The organism is Dietzia cinnamea NBRC 102147 (genome assembly GCF_001571065.1).
In the GTDB taxonomy this organism is placed as follows: domain Bacteria; phylum Actinomycetota; class Actinomycetes; order Mycobacteriales; family Mycobacteriaceae; genus Dietzia; species Dietzia cinnamea.
Genome location: NZ_BCSW01000037.1, coordinates 1 through 20983, shown reverse-complemented (window position 1 = coordinate 20983; position 20983 = coordinate 1). Strand labels below are relative to the sequence as shown.

The following is a 20983-nucleotide window of genomic DNA, read 5'->3' as shown; positions in this document are numbered from 1 at the left end:
GGGCCGGCCGTCTGCGTGGCGGGCCCTCGTCGTCGTCGCCACCCGATCCGCCCGCCGAGCCGGTCGCCAGTGTCCGAGTCGGATGCAAGAGTGGTCCCATGGCGACCAAGGGGCAGAAGGAGTCGGTGAAGGTCGACGGGCGGACCGTGCGGTTCACCCACCCAGACAAGGTGCTCTACGAGGCCACCGGCACCACCAAGGCCGACGTGCTGGAGTACTACACGGCCGTCGCGCCGCTGCTCATCACCTACGCCGGCAACCGGCCCGTCACCCGCAAGCGCTGGCCCGACGGCACCGACGCCGACTCCTTCTTCGAGAAGAACCTGCCCCAGCACGCGCCCGACTGGGTGCCGCGCGTGACCATCGAGCACTCCTCGCGCACCGTCACCTACCCCGTGCTCGACTCCCCCGCGACTCTCGCGTGGTTCGCCCAGCAGGCCGCCCTCGAACTGCACGTGCCGCAGTGGACCCTCTCCGGCGGCGAGCCGGGGAGGACGCGGCGGATCGTCATCGACCTCGATCCGGGTGAGGGCGTGGAACTGGATACGACGGCGAAGGTCGCCCTCCGCGTCCGGGACCTGCTGTCCGAGGCGGGACTCGAGTCGTTCCCGGTCACCAGTGGCTCCAAGGGAATCCACCTCTACGCCCGCCTGGACAAGGCCGTCACCGCCGCCAGCGCCTCCAAGGTGGCCAAGGAGATCGCGCAGTCCCTCGCCAAGCAGACCCCCGACCTGGTCACCGCCACCATGAAGCGCTCCATCCGCGACGGCAAGGTGTTCGTCGACTGGAGCCAGAACAGCGGCGCCAAGACCACCGTCGCGCCGTACTCCCTGCGCGGGCGGGCCGAGCCGTGGGTGGCCGCGCCCCGCTCGTGGGAGGAACTCGGCGACGGCGGCCTGACGCACCTGCACTGGGACGAGGTGCTCAAGCGACTGGACTCCGACGGCGACCTCCTCGACGGCCTCGAAGGCACGGCCAAGAAGGGCGGGTCGGCCAAGAAGAAGGCGTCCTCGTCCGGCCCGACGTCGCGGGCCAAGAAGTCGTCCGGGGGCAAGAAGAGCTCGTCGTCGTCCGCTGACGAGGACCCCGAGCCCGCCGACACCAGCTCGACCGACGTCGAGGGCTGCGACGCCGAGCCCACCAGCGGCGACGCCGTGGTCACGAGTCTTGAGGAGTACCGCCGCAAGCGGGATCGCCGCAAGACGCCCGAGCCGTTCGAGGGTGAGGTCGAGACCGATCGCTCCGACGGCGACGGACCCATCTTCGTCATCCAGGAGCACCACGCGCGCCGCCTGCACTACGACCTGCGGCTCGAACACCACGGCGTCCTGGCCTCGTGGGCTGTGCCCAAGAACCTGCCCACCGAGCCCAAGGACCGGCGGCTCGCGGTGAACACCGAGGACCACCCGCTCGGCTACGAGACGTTCGAGGGCACCATCCCCAAGGGCGCATACGGCGCCGGCCACATGACCGTCTGGGACCGCGGCACCTACGAGTGCGAGAAGTGGCACGAGGACGAGATCATCGTGTGGCTCGAAGGCGAGAAGGTCTCCGGCCGGTACGTCCTGGTGCGCACGAGCGCCGAGAAGAACCAGTGGATCGTGCAGTACATGAAGGACCAATCGCCCGACTCCTTCTACGGCGGCCGCGACAATCCGAAGTCGTCGTACCCGGACGATGACAAGCGTGCGCGCGGCTCCGGCGACTCCGATGGTTCCGACGGCAAGGCGCGCTCGCGTTCCACCGACCGGTCCGACAGCACCAGCCGCCCCGACGCTCCCCCGCTGCCCATGATCCCCACGGCCGCCGAGGTGACCGAACTGCCCGACGACACGTGGGCGTTCGAGGGCAAGTGGGACGGCTACCGCGTCACCCTCGCGACCGACGGCGCACAGACGCGCCTCGTCAGCCGCAACGGCAACTCCATGGACTGGCTCGCCGACGGCTTCCCCGGGCTGGCCGAAGCGCTCGAGCGGCGGGCCGTCCTCGACGCCGAGTTGGTGATCCTCGACGCCAACGGCGTCCCCGACTTCGCGTCGCTGGCCAAGCAGGCCGCCGCCGAGGGCAAGGACTCGTCACTGCCGCCGGTCGAGCTGTTCGTCTTTGATGTGCTCGAGGTCGACGGCGTGGACCTGCAGAAACAGGCGTGGGAGCGTCGCCGAGAGGTCCTGGACCTGCTCGCGCCGGCACTGCGGGAGGTCGATCGAGTGCACGTACCCGAGGTCCTCGACGGGCCCGGTCACCGCGCCCTGGCCGAGGCCGAGAAGTGCGGCTGGGAGGGCATCGTCGCCAAGCGCCGCGACTCGAAGTACGAATCCGGCCGCCGTTCCAAGGTCTGGCTCAAGCAGAAGCTGCTCACCACCACCGAGGCCGTCGTCGGCGGATGGCGGCCCGGCAAGGGCGGACGCTCCGGCTCGCTCGGCTCCCTCCTACTGGGCCTGCCCGCCGAAACCGGCCTCGCCTACATCGGCCGCGTCGGCACCGGGTTCACCGACAAACAGGCCCGCGCCCTGCTCGACGCGCTCGAGCCGCTGCGCCGCAGGACCAGCCCCTTCGTCGAGCAACTGCCCGCAGACGCCCGCCGCGACGCCGTCTGGGTGACGCCCAAGATCGTCGTGGAAGTTCGCCACCAGGGCTTCACCGACGACGGCAACATGCGCCAACCCTCCTGGCGCGACATCCGCCGCGACAAGCTGCCCGGAGACCTGTAGCACCAGCACTCGACCTCTGTCCGGTGTCCAGGGACAGCGATGTCCGCAGATTGGCACTAGATCGCGACTTTTCAGTCCAGAGTGGCAATGAGTCCCAATCAGTTTCCCAATGTGGGTACAGAGTGCGAAGAGCAATGTTGGTCGGGCTCCCGCCGTCGCCAGGGCCTCGGTTGCCACTATGCATTAGCTCTGACCTGCAGTGCCCTGAACACGGGCCGCAGGGCACCGCAGGTCAAGGCGGGTGGCGGCCTGCCGGGCTACTCCCCCACCCGCGGCCGCGGTCACAGCTCAGCGACATACGGATTCGTCACCGCACCGCGCCGTAGTCGGGCCGGGATCACGAACAGCATCACCACGACGAAGACGGCCATCGCGGCCGCAGCGGTGAGGCCGCCCGCTGTGCCCGTCACCAGAGTGAAGATGAGCGCGACCAGACCGACCATCGCGACCGACAAGATCGCCAACCCGGCGCGGGCCAACGTCGCGGACAAGCGGAGCACGCGGTCCTTGCGGTGCGAGCGGAACACCGCGCGGTGAATCATCACCGGGGCCAGCAGCATCACCGACGAGATCAGGGTGAGCGACAGGACGACGAGATACAGGGCCCTGGCACCCCAGCTGATCTCCGCGAACCGCTCCTGGAACGGCACGACCAGCAGGAAACCGATCAGCACCTGACCGCCGGTCTGGACGATGCGCAGCTCTTGGAGCAGCTCGATCCAGTTGCGGTCGATCCGCTGCGCCTCGGTCTCGTCGCGCTCCCGGGGTCGGTCCACGTCCATGCCGCTCATCTCTCCGCGGAACCCTCATCGTTCCCCGGCCCGCCGGCGTCGAAGGGCGTTTCGCCGGGAATCGGAGTTCCCCGCCGGCCCGCCGGGACCGACTCGACTCGCCGGGTGATGGCGGCGCAGGCGGGTAGGCGGACCTCGTCGTCGTCGACCCTCTCTTCCCTGAAGCGCGGCGCGCGGCGGGGCGGCGGGTCGGGCAGCATGAAGGCATGGTCAAGTCGTCGAGTACCGCCGCCGTCGCCGCCGCCACCGGCCGTTCGTGGGAGGACTGGGTCGAGCTGCTCGACCGAGAGGGCGCCCGCGAGCTCAAGCACACCGCGATCGCGCGACTGACGCTGCAGCACATGCCCGAGTCTGCGGAGCAGCGCGAATGGTGGGCGCAGTCGGCGGCCGTCGCCTACGAACAACACACCGGCCTGCGCGTCCCGGGACAGTCCTGCGACGGCGACTTCCAGCTGTCCACCTCGAAAACCGTGGCCGGCGACAAGGACGCGGCGCTGGAGGCGTGGATGGCGCTCGTCGGTGCGCGCGAGGAGTTCGGCGGGGTCGAGATCGAGGCGGCGCCATCCACGTCAAGCACCGAGAAGTGGCGTTACTGGCGGGTTCCGCTGGCCGACGGCACGCGCGTGGCCCTGAACTTCAGCGACAAGGCCGGCGGCAAGTGCAGCGTCGGCGTGGTGCACTCCAAGCTCGACTCCGCCGAGGCCATCGAGTACTGGCGGCCCGTGTGGAAGGAGCTGCTGGGGCAGCTATGAGCCCCAGGGGTTGAGGCACTCGACGCCGTCAGATAGCTCTCGGCCCTCGATTCCGGAGGTTACGCGGGCCGCTTCTCCGCCAGCGCCGCCGTCCGCTGGTCGATCCAGGCGCGTAGGGTCGCCGCGTCCTCGTCGAGCGTGGCGCTGTCGACCTCGTCGCTCAGCGGGAACTGCTGCCGGACGCGGTCGAGCGTCTGTGCCACCAGGCCGCTGCCGTAGATCTGGTCGTACAGCCGCCAGTAGGTCTGCTCGTAGAGTTCGGTGAACGAGTCGGACTCGAGGAACCGCGTCTTGAGCGGGTGGTCCATCGACGGGCCGCCGCGGCCGCCGCGCTCGCCGTCGGGGTTCTTGCCTGACTGGTTCTCACCAGCCTGGCCGCCTGCGTTCCCGCCGCCGCCGGGCGGGCTGCCCATCGGCATCCCGGCAGGAGGCTCGGCGCCGGAGGGGCCACCCGCCCCGCCGGGCCCACCCATCGACACGGTGTCGTGCGGGCCGGCGGTCGCATCCCCGCTTATCGCCATGTTGAGGTCCCAGGACACCACGGTGAACTTCTCGGTCCCGAGGTCGTACCAGAGGTAGTAGTTCTGGCCGGGGCCGGACATGTCATCGAAGTTGGACAGCAGGTTCTGCGTGGCCACGTACTCGACGAACGACTCCACGTCGATCCACTGGTCGAGTTCGCCGGCGAACTCCTCGTCGCTCGCCGAGTCCACCCACTGCAGCAGGTCGATGATCGGCTGCATGGTGCCGTCGCCCCCGGCGTTGACCTGAGAGAACTGGTCGGAGTAGTCCGACTGGTCCTCGCCCACGTACGCGAACCGCGAGTTCGCGTCCGCCTTGTACAGGTAGCCGGGGCCGTCGAACGCCGAGGACGTGTACCCGTCGTCTGGGTGCTCCAGCACCAGCCGCGAGGTGGTGGGGCCGTCGTTGACCGAGTACTCGCTGTACGCATACCGCTGCGTGGCCTGCCCGGTCGCCTCGGTCAGCTCCAGCGCGACGGCCTCGTTGAGCACCGGCGTCCCAGGCCGCACCGACAGCTCGGTCATCCCCTGGTACGCGCGGCCCTCGTAGTTCTCGTCGAAGCTGACGAGCAGCGGCAGCGACGCCGGATCCTCGGCTGAGATGCCCGAGTCCAGCCCCGGCGGCGCGAACCCTGCCGGCGGCTCCGTACCCATCCCCGCGGGCGGCTGCATTCCGGCGGGCGGGTCGAATCCCTCCGGGAGCGCCATCCCTTCCGGCGGCTCGAACCCCTCCGGCGGCACGGGTCGCTCGCCGGCCTGACGCTCGCCGTCCCCACCGCCCGGGCCGCGCCCCTCGCCGCCGCCGAGCCCGGTGCCCTCGCCGCGCAGCCCCTGCAGCGTCGAGTTGCCCTTGAGCCGCAGGGCCACGTCGTTGACGAACTCGCCGTCGATCGTCAGGTCCGCGGTCACCCAGTCCTTGTCGCCGTTGCGCTCGAACGCGTCGATCATCCGTGCGTACTCCGCGTCGTCGATCTCCAGGTGCAGTTCGTGCGCCACCGTGTCGTCGAACAGGTCCTCAGTGCCCGTGATGTTCTGCGTGACCGCCGACGCGATCACGCTGGTGTCCCCGGTGATGTACGGCCGCACTCGGGTGTCACCGAAGACCACGACGACGACGAGGAACGCAGCCACCGCACCCACCAGCAGCTTCCAGTGTTGCCGCACGGACAGGGGCACGCGGTGCCTCAGCCGACGACGGGACGCGTCGGCGGGGACGCCGGAGTCGACGGGGCCGGCGGGGTCGGCGGCCATCACAGGTCCGTCTGGTCGTACCCGGTCAGAACGGTGACCCGCTGACCGGAGTTGACCTGGTTGAGAGCGGCGATGAGGTCCGCCGAGCTGCTGCCCTTCTTGAGCTGCGCGGTGTAGCTCAGCTCGGCGAGCGCGCCGCCGCGGGCGGAGTCGGTGGAGACGAGCTCGAATTCGGAGCAGTGCGCGACCAGTGCGTCCTCGACGAGCGAGTGGTACTCCGCGCCGGGAGGGACCTGTACCTTGACGACCTGACGCTGCACGTCCAGCTTGAACCAGTTGAAGCGGTACATGAGCACGATCACCAGGCAGATCGCCACGGCCGCCACGGCGGCGAGCAGGTAGAAGCGGGTGCCGGCGGCCATGCCCACGGCCATCACGAGGAAGATGAACCCCACATCGCGGGTCTCCTTGATGGCGTTGCGGAACCGCACCACCGACAGCGCCCCCACCAGTGCGAATGCCCGGGCGATGTTGGAGCCCACCACGAGCATGATCATCGCGATCACCATGCCCACGATCTGTTCGGTGATGTCGCCGATCCACAGCTCGTTCGGCCCATCGGCGGTGAACTCGTGCCGGATCACGCCGTGCTTGTCGACCACGGCGCACAGGTCGTCGTGGACTGGTGGCCCGGGCTTCTTCGCCTTGCCGCGCTTCGGCTTGCCGAACGCCGACCACCAGCCGTTGGACGAGCAGATCCGCCACGCGGTCCGCTCCGCCATCGGCTCACCCGCGTCACGGGCCTCGTCGAGGAGGAAGCGGTAGCCGAACTCGGGGTCGTCGGTGTGGGCGTCGAACAGCGCGTTCGCGCGGTACGCCTCCTCGAGTTCGGCGTCGGTGACCGGCGCAGCCAGCCAGCGGTAGTAAGGCTGGCGGGCGAGCTTGAGAACCCGGCACGTCACCGTGACGGGGATCCCGTCAGCGGCGAGCTCCTTCACGAGCGGGTAGAGCCTTTTCCCGGGAGGTTGGCCTGGGACAGGTACGCGGCCGCCCGGCGCAGGACCTCGTTCTCCTGCTCCAGCAGCCGGATCTGCTTCCTGGCTTCGCGAAGCTCGGCGTTCTCGGCCGCTGTCGTCCCGGGCTTGACGCCGTCCTCGACGTCGGCGGTCTTCATCCAGTTCGTCAGGCACGACACGCTCATACCGAAGTCGGCAGCGATCTGCTTGAGGTGAACTCCCGGCTCACGGTTCCTCGCGACGCGGACAACGTCGTCGCGGAACTCCTTGGGATACGGCTTCGGCACAGTGCACATCCTTCCAGCGGTACTTCTCGGCACCACAGATCAGATGTCACCTATCCGTGCAGCAGTCCCACGTTCTGGTGGGTGTAGCGGTAGACCCAGCCGATGAGCGAGGCCAATACGAAGGACAGCGTCAGCGACGCCGCCACGTCAAACGCGGTGAAGGTACCGCTGAGGTCCTGGAGGTCGAGGTTCATGAAGCGTCCTGTTCGATGGAGTGGGCGGCGCCGTGGATCGACCGCGGGGCCAGCCCGGAGGTCTCCACGGACCGGCAGTATTTGGAGATGCGTGCGACGGACAGGTCCATGCGGGCGGCCAGATCGGTCGCCCAGTACGGCACCCGCTCGTCGGCCTTGAGCTCGACGATCGCCAGCTTGGGCGGGATGATCGACCGGTTCTCGGCTCCGGAGCCGAAGTGGAAGTCGCGGTCCCGGCCGTGGACGCGGTGGTCGATTGTCACGCGCAGGCCGGCGTCCACCCCGCGGCCGACGAACGCCTCCCGCAGGTATCCAGTGGTCGCGACGGGACGCAGGTCCAGGGCGGCGATGAGGCCGCTGACCTCGCCGACGAACCCGCGGTGCTGGTCCGGAAGGTCCGGCCGGTGCAGGTCGTCCAGCCAACTGCGGGCGTCGCCGTACGGCAGCGAGACCCGGCGCTTCTGGGTGACCCGGTTGACGCGCTGCTTGATCTCCACGTGGACCGTCGCGTCGTCGGTGCAGTCCGCCGGGTCGCCGTAGAGCCGCATCCGGAGCTTGCGCCGGAACCGCAGTCCCTCGATCTTCTCCCAGTAGAAGCGCAGGTCCGTCGTGTCGTAGTAGAGCGAGGTCACCGGGTACCCGCCGAGCGGCGAGTGCGGGTCGGTGTCCATCCGGGCGGCCAGCTCCTCGCGGAGGGCGGGCACATCCATCTCGTCGATGAGGTACTTGATCTCGTATCTGTTGAACGCATGAGCCATGGGCGATCGATCACTTTCCCGCCCGACCGCGCCGGCGGGGGAACCCGCGGGCACGACCGGACGCTGTCTGACTGTGACGTCAGTACAGTCGCCCGACCTCCGGTAACGCTTCGGTGACGCTGGCAGTCGGCTGGCAGTCCGGCCGCGTCAGTCCCGGACGCGCGGCAATCGCACGCGGAACGTCGCTCCCCGACCGGGCGCGGTGTCCAGTGCGACCGACCCACCGTGGGCCCCGACCAGGGACTCCACGATCGCCAGCCCCAGCCCGCTGCCGCCGGTCGCACTGGTCCGCGAGGCGTCGGCGCGGTAGAAACGCTCGAATGCGCGCGCGGCCTGGTCATCGGTCATCCCCGGCCCGGTGTCGGCCACCTCCAGCACCGCGTCGTCGGCGTCGGTGCCCACGCGCACCGTCACGGGTACACCATCCGGGGTGTGGCGCAGCGCGTTGTCCACGAGATTGCCCAGCACCTGCCGCAGCCGCGCCTCGTCGCCGAGCACCTCGGGGGTGCCGGGTCCGTCGATGACCTCCAGCCCGATCGCCCGGTCCGGGGCGAGCACCCGCGCGTCATGGACCGCATCCGCCGCCAGCGCGAGCAGGTCCACTCGGTCCCGCGCGATCGGCCGCTGCTCGTCCATCCGGGCCAGCGTGAGCAGGTCATCCACGAGCACCCCCATCCGCCGCGCCTCCGACTCGATCCGCTGCATGAGCCGGTCAACGTCGTCGGTCGCGCCCTGCCGGTGGAGTTCGGCGAACCCGCGGATCGCGGTCAGCGGAGTGCGCAGGTCGTGACCGGCGTCCGCGACGAAGCGGCGCATCGCCGCCTCCGAGCGCACCGCCGCGGCCTCCGATCGGCGCGCGGCCTGCGCGGACTCCCGCGCGTCGTCCGCTGACCCGCGGGCCGCGTCCTCCGCCCGGGCCGCGTCGGCCATCGAGGTCTGGATGCGTGCCAGCATCTCGTTGACCGCCACCGCGAGGGTGCCGACCTCCGTGCGCGGATCGCCTTCCGGCACTCGTCGTGAGAGGTCCCCGCCCGCGATTGCCGCCGCGGTGTGCTCCACCTCCCGCAGCGGCCGCAGGCTGCGACGGACCGTCAGATAGGCGGCCAGCGCGAGCGCCGCGAGAATCGCTGCACCGATACCGACCTGCAGGCGCACGAGTCGCTGCACCACCTCGCGGTTTTCCGTCAGCGGGGTCGCCACCGTGACGGTCTCCCCGCCGGCGCCGTCGAAACGCAGGGCCCGCCACAGCGCAGAGCTGTCATCGGTCGAGGGGACGGTCGCCGGCTCCCCCGCGGCGATGCCGTCGAGTGCCGGGGCGGTCTCCTCGTCGTTGATCTCGACCACCACGGCCCCGCCCGCGTCACGGACCTGCACGTAGAACCGACTGGGCGGGCTCTCCGGCCCCGGCGCCCGCGGCGGGGGCGGCGGCAGGTTCGCCGGCAGGTCGCCCAGCGGCCGGGCCCAGCCCCGCTCGGCCTCCTGCAGCGCGGCATCGGTGCGGTCGAGCATCGAGGCGTCCAGCGCGCGGGTCACCGCCACGCCCGACGCCCCCAGCGCCAGCGCCGTAAGCGCCACCGCCAGCAGGACCAGGCTCACCCGCAGGGGCAGGCGGCGGCGCGGCGCCATCGTCGGCTCTCCGCAGTCTGCCATCAGCGCGGTTCGCGCAGCACGTAACCCACGCCGCGGATGGTGTGGATCAGTCGCGGCTCGGCGGTGTCGATCTTCTTGCGCAAGTACGACACGTACGACTCCACCACCCCGCCGTCGCCGCCGAAGTCGTAGTCCCACACGTGGTCCAGGATGCGCGCCTTGGACAACACCGTCCCCGCGTTGAGCATGAGATAGCGCAGCAGCGTGAATTCCGTGGGCGACAGCGCCACCGGGCGGCCGGCCTTGTGGACCTCATGGGTGTCCTCGTCCAGCTCCAGGTCCGCGAACGTCAACCGCGCGCTGCGCTCCGCCGCGGACAGCGTTCCGGTGCGCCGGAGGATTGTCCGGAGCCGCGCCACCACCTCCTCGAGGCTGAAGGGCTTGGTGACGTAGTCGTCCGCGCCCAGGGTGAGGCCGGCGACCCGATCCTCGACCGCGTCCCGAGCCGTGAGGAACAGCACCGGCGAGTCGCAACCGTCCGCCCGGAGCCGTGTGACCGCATCGAACCCGTCCATGACGGGCATCATCACGTCGAGGATCACCGCGTCCGGGCGGAACGACCGGGCCCTGTCGATAGCCTCTGCACCCGTCCGCGCCGTGGCCACCTCGAACCCCTGGAACTTCAGGGAGACCGACAGCAGCTCGACAATGTTCTCCTCGTCGTCCACCACCAGAACCCTGGCCTCCGGTGACACGGGTCCGCTGCTGGCACGCGCGTCGGCGGCACTGGTGGCGGAGCGGGGTGTGGGGGCGGAGCGGGGTGTGGGGGCGGTCTTCACGGCCCTCAGTATGGCGAGTGTTCCCGCGAGTTCCCGGCCAATTCGCTGGCAGGTTGCTGTGTGCCGCATGTCACGGGCCGAACAGGGCGCTCCAGGTCGTCTCGGGCCCGCGCCGCGGGCCCCAGATGATCGCCCCACATAACGCACGCTCGCCCCGGCAATTGCCGGGACGAGCGTGCGTTATGGGGGGCGGGGCGGTCCCGAGGCGGCCGCCCGACCAGCGCAGGGTCCGCCGGGATGCGGGGTCCGCCGGGATGCCGGGTCAGCCGGCGACCGCCGCCAGCCGCTTCTCGTCGATGGTGCGGTCGAAGACGAACGCGTACAGCAGACCCGCGCCGACGGCCGTGTAGGGCCAGACGAAGTAGACGATCACGCCCATCGCCATGGACAGGCCCCAGAGGGTGGAGTCGCCGGCTTCGGCGAGGACCGACCACAGCACGAGCACGGCCAGGCCCGCGCAGTAGGCCACGATCGCCATCGAGGAGGCCTTGTCCCAGGTGCCGTTGGAGCGCAGTGAGCCGAGCAGCATGGTGGTCACGGCGAACAGCGGGACGGCGAGGAACACCATCTGCCACACGTCGAAGATCATGCCGAGCAGTGCGAAGGCGGCTACGCCGACGAACACGTGGATCAGGGTGCCGGCCCGCTTGTGCTCGGGCATGGGGACGCCGGCGCGGTCGAGTGCGGCGAGATCAGACATGGTCGGGCCTTTCGGTGGACGGGGCAGCCGGGCTGGTCGCGGGAGCAGCGGCGGTCGAGCCGGCGAGCGGACGGTCGGTGCCGGTGCCCGGGCCGCCGTAGAGGAACGCCAGGGTCGCGTCGGGGTGGCGGTTGGAGGTGACCAGCGAGACCACGTAGAACAGCAGGATCGACACGAGCAGCGAGATGCCGCCGACCTGCATGTACTCCGGCAGCGAGATGATGTCGCGGGCGGCCAGGGAGCTGATGATGAGGTTGCCGAGGATCGCAAAGACGACGGTCACGGTGGCGGCCGTCGCGGTGGCGCGCTCCCAGTAGATCGACATGACCACCGGGCCGACGATCGCCGCGGCGAACGCGGCCCAGCCCAGCGCGCCGAGCAGGAACACCACCTGCGACAGGAACAGGGTGAGCAGCACCGAGAGCACGACCAGTGTCAGCGTGGCGATCCGGCTCCATAGCAGTTCACGGACCACGCGGACGCCGAACGCGGCGGGCAGGTCGCGCATCATCGACGAGGCGCCGATGGTGATGAAGCTGGAGGCCGAGGACATGATCGCGGCGAGCAGGCCGGTGAGGGCGATGCCGCCGACGATCGGGTGCGTGACCGAGTCGAGGAACCAGATGGCGGTGTCGTCGATGTTCTCCAGCTCGGGGGCGTCGCCGGTGATGGTCATCGAGCGGGTGGCCAGGCCGATGCCGACCGAGAACAGGGTGGTCACCGCGTAGGCGATGCCGGCGACCGCGGCACCCCACTTGAGCTGCGTCATGTCGCGGAGCATGAGGAACTTGGTGAGCAGCTGCGGCTGCCCCACGGCACCGACGAAGATCAGCAGGCCGAAGGCGAAGATGTAGGTGGGCGACTTCACGCCCTCGATCGCGAGCATCTCGGCGCTGGTCGTGGAGATGGTGTCGAGCATGGGAACCCACCCGCCGGCCATCTGGACGGCGAAGAAGAACAGCCCGACGGACATGACCACCATGAGCACGCCCTGGATGAGGTCGGTCCACACGGCCGCGAGCATGCCGCCGGCCATCGTGTACGCGGCCACGACGAGCGATCCGATCCACGCGCTGGTGGACACCGACGTGCCCAGCAGCAGGGAGATGATCACGCCGATAGCGGTGACCTGCGCGGTCATGTAGGCGACCGAGGCGATGAACACCGCGACCGACATGGTGGCGTGGGAGGTGCGGTCCTGGAAGCGGATGCGGATGAGGTCGGGCACCGAGTAGACGCTGTGCTTCTTGCCGATCCAGTTCAGGCGGCTACCGAGGAGGAACCAGGCGACGGCGAAGCCGAACGGTGCGAACAGCCCGACGGCGATGAGTGCCTGGAAGCCCCACGCGTACGTCTGCCCGGTGCCGCCGACCATGCCCCAGCCGGACTGGATGGACGAGAAGCTGGCGATGGCCATCACGAAGAAGCCCAGCGACTGGCCCGCCACGAGGAATTCCTTGGCCGACTTCATCTTGGTGTTGGCCCAGGCGCCGATGGCGAACATGAGCACGAAATAGACGATGACCACGCCTATCACTACGGGATTGTTCATTTCGTGTCCTCTTCAGTGGGTGTCACGGAGTGCGCTGGATGATGAGCACGCAGGTGCGCGCGGCGGATCTTGCCGGTGTTGGTGGTGGGGAGTTCGTCGAGGAAGACGACCTCCCGCGGGTATTGGTAGAAGGCCAGGCGCTGTTTGACGAAGGCCTGGATCTCGGCGGCGAGGTCGGCGGCGTGCTCGCCCGTGCGGTCGACTCCCTCCGCGGGGACGACGTACGCGACGATCGCCTCTCCGCGTAGCTCGTCCGGCACGCCGATCACGGCCACCATCTCGACGGACGGGTGGCGCAGGATCTGGTCCTCGATCTCGCCGGGGCCCACGCGGTAGCCGGCCGACGAGATGAGGTCGTCGTTGCGGCCGGAGAACCAGAAGTTCCCCTCGTCGTCGACCCTGGCGAGGTCCCCGGTGTGCAGGACGCCGTCGGCGGTCTTCTCCGCGGTCTTCTCGGGCGCGTTCCAGTAGCGCAGGAAGGCGTTCGGGCTGGGCAGTCGCACGCAGATCTCGCCGACCTCCCCCGCCGCGACCGGCTCGCCGAGGTGTTCGCCGAGGCTGTCGAGCAGCACGAGGTCGAACCCGGGCGTGGGGCGGCCCATCGAGCCGGGCGGGGCCTGGAACTCGGCGTGGCAGGTGCCCACGATGAGATTGCACTCGGTCTGGCCGTAGATCTCGTTGACCCGCACGCCCAGTGCCTCGCGCGCCCACTCGGCGACGGCCTCGCCGAGCGCCTCGCCGCCGGAGAACGCGGCTCGCAGTCCGGTGCGCGTGTAGTCCACGTCGGACGCGCGCATCATCTTGAGGATGGTTGGCGGCAGGAACGAGCAGGTCACGCCGTGCCGCCGCAGGATGTGCTCGACGGCCTCGGGGCTGGGCCGCCGGGTCGACGCGACCACGGGCACCCCGCTGTAGAGGCTGGGCAGCAGCACGTCGAGCAGCCCGCCGGCCCACGCCCAGTCCGCGGGCGTCCAGAACACGTCGCCGGACTCGCCTGACTCTCCGGGCTCGCCTGCTGCGGCGCCGCGCGGGAACCCATCGAGCGCACGGACCACGCCGGGCATGTGGCCCAGCACGACCCGGTGCCCGTGCAGCGCGCCCTTGGGCTGGCCGGTGGTCCCGGAGGTGTAGATGAGCAGCGCGGGGTCGTCGGGTCCTGTGTCCGCGACGACGACGGCGAGGTCCGCCTCCTCCGCCACCGCGAGCGGCAGCACGGTGAGCGTGCCGGCCCCTGCCGCTGGGCTCGCACCGGTTCCCACCGCCGGCGCCGTGCCCGCCGCGTGCATCGCTCCGGCGGCCGGGGACGTCGCGTCCGGCACCGGATCGCCGGTGACGAGCACGGTGCGCAGCTCGGGCAGCTCGGCGAGTTCGTCGGCAAGGCGGGCGTAGCAGTCGGCGTCGAACACGGCCGCCACCGCTCCGGAGTCGCCCATGCGGAACAGCGCCGCCTCGGGACCGAACTTCACCGACAGCGGCACCGCGATGGCGCCCATGAGGTAGGCGGCCATGTGCGCCAGGGCGGTCTCGGCGGACTGCGCGCACATCACGGCGACGCGGTCGCCCTCGCCGACCCCGCGCTCCCGCAGGAACGTGATGAGCCGGCGGGCGCGCTCGCCGAGTTCGCCGAAGGTGGTGATCTCCGGCGGGTCGTCGCCGCGGTCCACCACGATCGCGGGTGCCTCCTGCGGATGGGCGTCCATGCACGCGGCGCCGATGTTGAATCGTTCCGGGATCTCCCAGTGGAAGCCCTCGGGCCGCAGTGGCGGACTCCACGGGCGCCGCTCTGTGATCTCGTTCACGTCGTCTCGCATGCCCTGAACCGTAGGAGTGGCTTGGACCACATACAATGGAGATTCCCCCTAGCTTCGGAGTGTGCTCATGTCTGAATCTCCATCCCCCTCGACCACCTACGAGTTCGTCACCCTTGAGGTCACCGACGGCATCGCGCTGGTCACTTTGGGCCGGCCGCCGGTCAACGCCCTGTCCCGCGCGATGCAGGAGGAACTCCGCGCGGTGGCCGGCGAGGTCTCCGGCCGCGACGACGTCGACGCCGTGGTGTTCACCGGCAGCGAGCGCGTCTTCGCCGCCGGCGCCGACATCAAGGAGATGCGGAACATGCCTTACGCGCAGATGGTCACCGAGGCCCGCGAGCTGCAGTCCGCGTTCACTGCCGTCGCCGCGATCCCCCAGCCCACCGTCGCCGCCATCACCGGCGCGGCTCTGGGCGGCGGCATGGAACTCGCCCTGTGCTGCGACCGGCGCATCGCCGAGGACAAGGCCAAGCTCGGCCAGCCCGAGATCCTGCTCGGCATCATCCCCGGCGCCGGCGGCACGCAGCGCCTCACCCGGCTCGTCGGCCCGGCCGTGGCCAAGGACCTGTGCCTGACCGGCCGCACCCTCACCGCCGCCGAGGCCCTCGAGCTGCGCGCGGTCGAGGAGGTCGTCCCGGACGGGCAGGCCACCACCCGCGCCCTCGAGTGGGCCCGGCAGTTCGTCGGCGGACCCCGCATCGCCCTGCGGGCCGTCAAGGAGGCCGTCGACCGCGGCATCGAGGTGGACCTCGACACCGGCCTGGCCATCGAGCGCGCCCTGTTCGCCGGGCTCTTCGCCACCGAGGACCGCGAGATCGGCATGCAGTCGTTCATGGACTCCGGCCCCGGCAAGGCGCAGTTCACCGGCCGCTGAACCCCGCTCGACCCATGGCTGTCGACCTCGCCCTCGGGCTGCGCGACGTCCTCGACGCCTCCGCCGAGCTCGCCTCGGCGGAGGACGAGGACGCCGTGCTGCACATCGCCATCCGCCGGGCCCGCCAACTCGTGGGCACCGACCTGGCGTACGTCATGCTGCTCGACCCCGAACGAGGCGACACCTACATGCGGATGGCCGAGGGCGCCACCAGCCCCCGGTTCGACACCATCCGCCTGGGCATGGGCCTCGGGCTGGGCGGGCAGGTCGCCGAGGCCATGGCACCCCGCTGGACCCGCAACTACCTGGCCGACGAGCAGTACACGCACGTCATCGACCCGATCATCCGCGACGAGGGCGTCAAGGCGATCCTCGGCGTCCCCGTGCGCACCCACGGCCGACTCACCGGGACACTGTTCACCTCCGACCGGCGCGAACGTGCCTTCTCCCAGGACGAGATCACCCTCGTCGCTCTGCTGGCCGACCAGGTCTCCGCCGCCCTCACCGCCGCCGAACGCGCCTCCCGCCGCCAACGCGATCTCGACTCCACCCGCGACGCCCTCGACATCGCCCACGCCGAGACCGCCCGCCTGTCCGCCACCGTCGACCTGCACGAACGGCTCACCCGGCTGGTCATCGCCGGCACGACCGTCCCCGAGATCGTCGACCTCGTGGTGGACCTCGAGGGCGGCACCGCCGCCGTGTTCGACCTCGCTCACCGGGATATCGGCTCTGCCCGCTCCCCCGAGGGACCGCCCGCCGACCTGCTGCGGCAGGTGTTGGCCGAGGTCGGCACGGAATCCGAGCGATCGACCAGTGCGGTCACCCGGTCTGTGGACGGCCACCTCGTCGTCGTCACCCCTGTCGTCACCGGACCCGACCACCTCGGGTACGTCACGTTCGCCAGCCGCGGCTCCGTGCCCGCCATCCGGCCCGTCCTGGCGCGCGTGAGCTCGGTGATCGCGCTGATCCTGCTGGGGCACCGCGCGCGCGACGAGGCCGACAATCGCGTCCGCGGCGAGCTGCTCGCCGAGGTCCTGGCCCCCGGCGATCACGACCTCGACGCCATCGCCCGGCGCGCCGCCCTGCTCGGGGTGGACGTGGACGCCGACCTCGTGGCCCTGGTGATCACGCCCGCCGAGGCCCGGATGACGCGTGCGCTGGAGACCGAGTGCCGCTCTCTCGCCCGCGCCGACGACGGGCTGGTCACCACCTACGGCGACCGCGGCGTGATGCTGCTGCCCGGAACCGACGCCGGTGCCACCGCCCGCGACGTCGCCGCCCGGCTGGCCGCGCACCGGGCGACCGTCGGCGCGTCCGGGCCCATCGCCGGGTTGGCCGGGCTTGCCGTGGTGGCCGGGGCCGGTGGGCTGGGCGACCACGTCGAGCGGGCCGGACGCGCCGCGCGACTGCTCATCGCGCTCGACCGGGCCGGCGACGGCGCCGCCACCGACGAGCTGGGACTGTACGGGCTGCTGTTTAGCGAAGTCGACCGCGAGACCGTCACGCAGCTCATCGAGCGCAACCTCGGCCCGGTGCGCGACTTCGACCGCACCCGCGGCACCGCGCTACTCGAGACACTCGAGGCGTGGTTCGGCGCCGACGGCAGCCCCTCCGCCACCGCCGAGCGGCTGTTCGTGCACGTCAACACCGTGTACCAGCGGCTCGACCGGCTGGAGCAGGTGCTGGGCACCGGCTGGCGCCGCGGCGACCGCGCGCTGGAGCTGCGGCTGGCGCTGCGGTTGGCGGAGTTGCGGGGGGCGTGAACGCCACGGCGCTCGGTCGCACAAGCCGCCGGAGCCGAGCCACGGAATCCGGCTTGGCCGGACCGAGCCCTCTGACCTGGGGCGCCCTGAACGGGCCGAGCAGGGCACCACTGGTCAGCGGCAGTCAGAGTTCCAGCGGGTTCTCGTCGGTGCCGAAATCCGACCAAAACTTTCCGAAGTCCTCAAGTTCAGACAGGGGAGATGACTGCGCGAGCTCGACAATTCCGCTCACGACTGCTTGAACCAAGCGCGGATCGCCCGTCTCCATCGCCTGATCGAGGCGCTCGAACATTGCCTGATTGGTCTCGCGGCGCTCCTCGAAGACCCGGTCGAAATACATCCGCAGCGTGTTTTCTGCGGCCTGCAGCCTGCCGACCTGAACCGCCTCCGCTGCGGCAATCGCTGCACGCCTCGACTGTTCGGTTTGACTGATCTCGCCGTATTCGCGCGCCGCCGCAATAACCGTATTCAGAGCCTTCATGGCGTCGAAGACTTCGATCGAGCCGATGGCCTTCCCGACGACCTCGCCCGGTATTGGTTTTGTACTCACGCGATCGGCTCCTTTACCCACGTCTTGTACTTCACGACGAACCCAGCCGACTCCTCGTCCAAGTGTCCGTCCTCGTCCACCAGGGCAGCTGACGCTACGTCGCGCACGCCCAAGGTCAGGTGAAGCGCTTCCTGGAAAAGAACGGCATGCCTCTGCGGATCGAAAGCTTCAGCCTCGAGCAAGTCCAGAGCTGCCACTGCGCGATCTACCAGGGCGTCGAGCACATCCCCCAGCTCGGTAGCCCTCGACACTATCGCTTCGAACTCGGCCCTGACCAGGTTCATCTCAGCAATAGCTTCAGCCACTTCCGCTTCGCTGGCTCGAGCCTTGGTCTTTGCCTTCTCGCCCTGCCCGGCAACTACGAAACCGCCGACCAGAAGCGCGGGCCCGATCGTGACGAAGTTCAGCGCGAGAGCTCCTGCCGCCATTCCCCCGCCCCCGGCAGCGAGGCTTCCGCCGCCCAGGGCAGCCATCGTGGCGTTGGTGGCTGCAACACCGGAGAGCGATGAGATCGCGGTCCCCGTGCTCGCGCTGGCAAGCGCACTCACCGCTGTTGTAAGCCCACCGCTGGCAGCCATGCCCGCAGCCGCCGACCCTGCCAAGCCCTTGACCCAATCAATCGACTTCTGATCGAGACCAGTACCGATCGACACCTGGCCGGTGCTCACGTCGAGACCATCCAAGAGCAGCTTCTCGCTTTCCTTAATCTGCTTCTGGTTTCGGCGCATGAAGTCCGCGAATCGCTCAACAACGAGCAACAGCGCGCGTTCCTGCTGTGCACCAAGCGCCACCAGGGAGGTGTTGGTCTGATCCCCCAACTCCTCCAACTCGGCGCGCTCCGCCTCGTACTGTTCGATCGCCACACGGATCGATTCCTTGGCGTTCTTGATACCGAGCCCGCCCTTGAGACCGAGGGCGGCGCCTCCCATGCCACTGACAGCGCCAGCGCCTATCAGTGCAAGGGGGATGAGGGGTAGAACCATGGCATTCCTCTCTAGCCAATGGAACGGCCGCCCGATTTTCGCGCGGCAGTGAGGGGAACCCTGTTCACATCCAGGGTGACGCTCAAGATCTTAAACATTCGCTAGCGAGAGCGCACCATTGCGGGCCGAGAGCAACCGCTTCTCCAGCCTCGGAGGTCGCTGACCTGCGGTGCCCTGCAGGGACGTTGCAGGGCGCCGGAGCTGATCACTTGATGAGAAGGCTTTGCCCCCTCGCCGAGCGACCGCCCTGCTGCACCCATGAGCCCTCTAACCTGGGGCGCCCTGAACGGGCTGAGCAGGGCACTCCAGGTCAGAGGCGGTATCGGCGGGCGGCGGTCCGGATGCAGGCGCCGGCGCAGGCGCGCGGGCGCGGTGTCAGATCGCCAGTGCCGCCGAGACGTCGTGGGCGGCGGACGCGTCGGAGGCGCCCGAGTGCGAGATCCGCCCGGACTCCAACACGTAGTAGACGTCCGACGCGCGCAGCGAGAAGCCGACGTGCTGTTCGACCAGCAGAACGGACAGGTCGCCGCGGGAGGCGAGCTCCACGATGATCCGCTCGATCTCGGCCACCACGTTGGGCTGGATGCCCTCGGTGGGCTCGTCCAGCACCAGCATCCGCGGCTCGGTGATGAGCGTCCGGGCGATCGCCAGCTGCTGACGCTGACCGCCGGAGAGGAGGCCGGCCTTGCGATCGAGCAGCTCGCGCAGCGCCGGGAACAGGTCCAGCGACTCGTCGATCAGCGCTTTACCGCGCCTGCGGCCGTCGGCGACCAGCTGCAGGTTCTCGGCCGTGGTGAGCTGGGTGAACGACTGCTGTCCCTGCGGGACGTAACCGATCCCGCGAGCCACCCGCGCGTGGGGGCGCAAGCGGGTGATGTCCTCGCCGTCGAAGGTGATGGTCCCGCCCTTGCATGGCAACAGCCCCACCGCGGTCCGCAGCAGCGTCGTCTTGCCGGCGCCGTTGTGACCGAGGATCGCGGCCACTCCCCCGGCCGGGACCTCGAGGTCGACACCGTGGACGACCTCCGAGCCGCCGTAGCCCGCGCGGACGCCGGTCATCTTGAGCAGTGCGGTCATCGTGGGGTCTCCTCGGTCTCGTCTGCCAGCTCGGTGCCGGTCGCGGCGGCGGTGCCCAGGTAGACCTGCTGCACCTTGGGGTCGGCCTGGATCTCGGCGACGGTGCCCTCGGCGAGCACCTTGCCCGCGGCCAGGACGGTGACGGTGGTGGCGAAGGCCCGCATGAAATCCATGTCGTGCTCCACCACCACGACGGTGCGGTCGGCGGCGATCCGCTGCAGCAGTTCCCCGGTGGCCTGCCGCTCCTCGGCGCCCATGCCGGCGACGGGCTCGTCGAGCAGCATGACGTCGGAGTCCTGCACCAGCAGCATGCCGATCTCCAGCCACTGCTTCTGCCCGTGCGCCAGCACCCCGGCCTCGGTGCCGGCCAGGTGCTCGAGCCCAATGGTCTCCAGCGCCTCGGTCACCTTGTCCTCCCGCCCGTGTCGACGCCGCAGCAGGGTGAGCGGGCCGCGGCGGGCACCGGCGGCGATGTCGAGGTTCTGCTCCACGGTGAGGTCCTCGAACACCGACGCCGTCTGGAACGTGCGCCCGATGCCCATCTTGGCGATCTTGTGCGTCTTGAGCCCCAGCACCGGCTGGCCGGACTTGTCGACGGTGCCGGTGGCGGGCACGAGCCCGGTGATCGCGTCGACGACGGTCGTCTTTCCGGCGCCGTTGGGGCCGATGAGGAACCGCAGGTCGCCCTGGATCAGGGTGAGGTCGACGCCGTCCACGGCCTTGAAGCCGTCGAACGTCACCGTCAGGTCGCGGACCTCGAGGTAGGTGCCTGCGCCTCCTTCCCCGGAGCGAGCCCGGGCGTTCTTGCGGGCGCCGGAGCCGGGCAGGCCGATCTCGGCGCCGGTCAGGGTGCCGGCCGACAGCGCGGCACCGATGCCGAAGGCGGTGGACGGGGTCATCGGGACTCCTCGGGGGAAGCGGCGCCTGACGCCGTCGAATCGGGTTCAGGTTCGGCGGTGCCGGTGGTGGCGGGCCGGTCGGAGGTGGCGGAGTTCGTCGTCGTCGTGGTCGTCGTGGTCG

The 20983-nt window shown here is 70.0% G+C and carries 17 protein-coding genes and 2 pseudogenes; 4 read left to right on the top strand and 15 right to left on the bottom strand.

Annotated features, from left to right (window positions below; genetic code table 11):
* Positions 1 to 98: 98 nt before the first annotated feature.
* Positions 99 to 2711 (top strand): ATP-dependent DNA ligase, encoded by a 2613-nt coding sequence (locus DCI01S_RS12155; protein WP_061229465.1) that lies wholly within the window; start codon positions 99 to 101, stop codon positions 2709 to 2711.
* Between the two features lie 281 nt (positions 2712 to 2992).
* Here the strand turns inward: DCI01S_RS12155 and DCI01S_RS12150 are convergent, their stop codons facing one another.
* Positions 2993 to 3502 (bottom strand): DUF6328 family protein, encoded by a 510-nt coding sequence (locus tag DCI01S_RS12150; RefSeq protein WP_244881721.1) that lies wholly within the window; start codon positions 3500 to 3502, stop codon positions 2993 to 2995.
* Between the two features lie 206 nt (positions 3503 to 3708).
* Between DCI01S_RS12150 and DCI01S_RS12145 the strand changes: the two genes are divergently transcribed.
* Positions 3709 to 4254 carry a hypothetical protein gene (locus DCI01S_RS12145; RefSeq protein WP_061229463.1) on the top strand — a complete coding sequence of 182 codons (546 nt, stop codon included), beginning with the start codon at positions 3709 to 3711 and terminating at the stop codon, positions 4252 to 4254.
* A 59-nt stretch (positions 4255 to 4313) separates the two neighbouring features.
* On the opposite strand, the gene DCI01S_RS12140 is transcribed toward DCI01S_RS12145, so the two are convergent.
* From DCI01S_RS12140 to DCI01S_RS12100, 10 genes and pseudogenes are all read right to left on the bottom strand, one after another.
* Positions 4314 to 6026, bottom strand: a complete 1713-nt coding sequence (locus DCI01S_RS12140) for a CotH kinase family protein (protein ID WP_082767788.1) — start codon at positions 6024 to 6026, stop codon at positions 4314 to 4316.
* Positions 6026 to 6544: pseudogene (locus DCI01S_RS17265) on the bottom strand (DUF4956 domain-containing protein); the annotation flags it as partial. The gene DCI01S_RS12140 and the pseudogene DCI01S_RS17265, both read right to left, overlap by 1 nt.
* A gap of 416 nt (positions 6545 to 6960) precedes the next feature.
* Positions 6961 to 7269, bottom strand: a complete 309-nt coding sequence (locus DCI01S_RS12130) for a transposase (RefSeq protein ID WP_061229461.1) — start codon at positions 7267 to 7269, stop codon at positions 6961 to 6963.
* 68 nt (positions 7270 to 7337) lie between these two features.
* Positions 7338 to 7463, bottom strand: a pseudogene (locus DCI01S_RS16820) (DUF4956 domain-containing protein); the annotation flags it as partial.
* Positions 7460 to 8221 carry a polyphosphate polymerase domain-containing protein gene (locus DCI01S_RS12125; RefSeq protein WP_082767787.1) on the bottom strand — a complete coding sequence of 254 codons (762 nt, stop codon included), beginning with the start codon at positions 8219 to 8221 and terminating at the stop codon, positions 7460 to 7462. The gene DCI01S_RS12125 and the pseudogene DCI01S_RS16820, both read right to left, overlap by 4 nt.
* Before the next feature lie 147 nt (positions 8222 to 8368).
* Positions 8369 to 9871 carry a sensor histidine kinase gene (locus DCI01S_RS12120; protein WP_438356738.1) on the bottom strand — a complete coding sequence of 501 codons (1503 nt, stop codon included), beginning with the start codon at positions 9869 to 9871 and terminating at the stop codon, positions 8369 to 8371.
* Complete coding sequence (locus DCI01S_RS12115; RefSeq protein WP_061229475.1) at positions 9871 to 10566, bottom strand: response regulator transcription factor; 696 nt, start codon at positions 10564 to 10566, stop codon at positions 9871 to 9873. The genes DCI01S_RS12120 and DCI01S_RS12115 overlap by 1 nt, the downstream gene beginning before the upstream one ends.
* A gap of 346 nt (positions 10567 to 10912) precedes the next feature.
* Positions 10913 to 11350, bottom strand: a complete 438-nt coding sequence (locus DCI01S_RS12110) for a hypothetical protein (RefSeq protein ID WP_061229458.1) — start codon at positions 11348 to 11350, stop codon at positions 10913 to 10915.
* Positions 11343 to 12902 (bottom strand): sodium:solute symporter family transporter, encoded by a 1560-nt coding sequence (locus DCI01S_RS12105; protein ID WP_061229457.1) that lies wholly within the window; start codon positions 12900 to 12902, stop codon positions 11343 to 11345. The genes DCI01S_RS12110 and DCI01S_RS12105 overlap by 8 nt, the downstream gene beginning before the upstream one ends.
* Positions 12899 to 14713, bottom strand: a complete 1815-nt coding sequence (locus tag DCI01S_RS12100; protein WP_061229456.1) for an AMP-binding protein — start codon at positions 14711 to 14713, stop codon at positions 12899 to 12901. The genes DCI01S_RS12105 and DCI01S_RS12100 overlap by 4 nt, the downstream gene beginning before the upstream one ends.
* 67 nt (positions 14714 to 14780) lie before the next feature.
* On the opposite strand from DCI01S_RS12100, the gene DCI01S_RS12095 reads away from it, so the two are divergent.
* Both DCI01S_RS12095 and DCI01S_RS12090 read left to right on the top strand, forming a co-directional pair.
* Positions 14781 to 15587 carry an enoyl-CoA hydratase/isomerase family protein gene (locus tag DCI01S_RS12095; protein WP_061229474.1) on the top strand — a complete coding sequence of 269 codons (807 nt, stop codon included), beginning with the start codon at positions 14781 to 14783 and terminating at the stop codon, positions 15585 to 15587.
* Between the two features lie 14 nt (positions 15588 to 15601).
* Positions 15602 to 17353 carry a helix-turn-helix domain-containing protein gene (locus DCI01S_RS12090; protein ID WP_061229455.1) on the top strand — a complete coding sequence of 584 codons (1752 nt, stop codon included), beginning with the start codon at positions 15602 to 15604 and terminating at the stop codon, positions 17351 to 17353.
* A gap of 124 nt (positions 17354 to 17477) precedes the next feature.
* On the opposite strand, the gene DCI01S_RS12085 is transcribed toward DCI01S_RS12090, so the two are convergent.
* The 4 genes from DCI01S_RS12085 to urtD all read right to left on the bottom strand — a co-directional run bounded on the left by DCI01S_RS12085 (position 17478) and on the right by urtD (position 20862).
* Positions 17478 to 17903: a hypothetical protein gene (locus DCI01S_RS12085; RefSeq protein WP_061229454.1), complete on the bottom strand. Its 426-nt coding sequence runs from the start codon at positions 17901 to 17903 to the stop codon at positions 17478 to 17480.
* Positions 17900 to 18886: a hypothetical protein gene (locus DCI01S_RS12080; RefSeq protein WP_061229453.1), complete on the bottom strand. Its 987-nt coding sequence runs from the start codon at positions 18884 to 18886 to the stop codon at positions 17900 to 17902. The genes DCI01S_RS12085 and DCI01S_RS12080 overlap by 4 nt, the downstream gene beginning before the upstream one ends.
* Before the next feature lie 375 nt (positions 18887 to 19261).
* Positions 19262 to 19963 carry an urea ABC transporter ATP-binding subunit UrtE gene (urtE, locus tag DCI01S_RS12075; RefSeq protein WP_082767786.1) on the bottom strand — a complete coding sequence of 234 codons (702 nt, stop codon included), beginning with the start codon at positions 19961 to 19963 and terminating at the stop codon, positions 19262 to 19264.
* Positions 19960 to 20862 carry an urea ABC transporter ATP-binding protein UrtD gene (gene urtD / locus DCI01S_RS12070; protein WP_156482590.1) on the bottom strand — a complete coding sequence of 301 codons (903 nt, stop codon included), beginning with the start codon at positions 20860 to 20862 and terminating at the stop codon, positions 19960 to 19962. Before urtD ends, urtE begins: the two co-directional genes overlap by 4 nt.
* Positions 20863 to 20983: the final 121 nt, after the last annotated feature.

Bases quoted from the DNA above. Each gene is read 5' to 3' on its own strand.
- DCI01S_RS12105 (WP_061229457.1), bottom strand. From the start codon at position 12,902: ATGAACAATCCCGTAGTGATAGGCGTGGTCATCGTCTATTTCGTGCTC.
- DCI01S_RS12110 (WP_061229458.1), bottom strand. From the start codon at position 11,350: ATGTCTGATCTCGCCGCACTCGACCGCGCCGGCGTCCCCATGCCCGAG.
- DCI01S_RS12125 (WP_082767787.1), bottom strand. From the start codon at position 8,221: ATGGCTCATGCGTTCAACAGATACGAGATCAAGTACCTCATCGACGAG.
- DCI01S_RS12095 (WP_061229474.1), top strand. From the start codon at position 14,781: ATGTCTGAATCTCCATCCCCCTCGACCACCTACGAGTTCGTCACCCTT.
- DCI01S_RS12080 (WP_061229453.1), bottom strand. From the start codon at position 18,886: ATGGTTCTACCCCTCATCCCCCTTGCACTGATAGGCGCTGGCGCTGTC.
- DCI01S_RS12090 (WP_061229455.1), top strand. From the start codon at position 15,602: ATGGCTGTCGACCTCGCCCTCGGGCTGCGCGACGTCCTCGACGCCTCC.
- DCI01S_RS12100 (WP_061229456.1), bottom strand. From the start codon at position 14,713: ATGCGAGACGACGTGAACGAGATCACAGAGCGGCGCCCGTGGAGTCCG.
- DCI01S_RS12155 (WP_061229465.1), top strand. From the start codon at position 99: ATGGCGACCAAGGGGCAGAAGGAGTCGGTGAAGGTCGACGGGCGGACC.
- DCI01S_RS12140 (WP_082767788.1), bottom strand. From the start codon at position 6,026: ATGGCCGCCGACCCCGCCGGCCCCGTCGACTCCGGCGTCCCCGCCGAC.
- urtD (WP_156482590.1), bottom strand. From the start codon at position 20,862: ATGACCCCGTCCACCGCCTTCGGCATCGGTGCCGCGCTGTCGGCCGGC.
- DCI01S_RS12145 (WP_061229463.1), top strand. From the start codon at position 3,709: ATGGTCAAGTCGTCGAGTACCGCCGCCGTCGCCGCCGCCACCGGCCGT.
- DCI01S_RS12150 (WP_244881721.1), bottom strand. From the start codon at position 3,502: ATGAGCGGCATGGACGTGGACCGACCCCGGGAGCGCGACGAGACCGAG.
- urtE (WP_082767786.1), bottom strand. From the start codon at position 19,963: ATGACCGCACTGCTCAAGATGACCGGCGTCCGCGCGGGCTACGGCGGC.
- DCI01S_RS12120 (WP_438356738.1), bottom strand. From the start codon at position 9,871: ATGGCAGACTGCGGAGAGCCGACGATGGCGCCGCGCCGCCGCCTGCCC.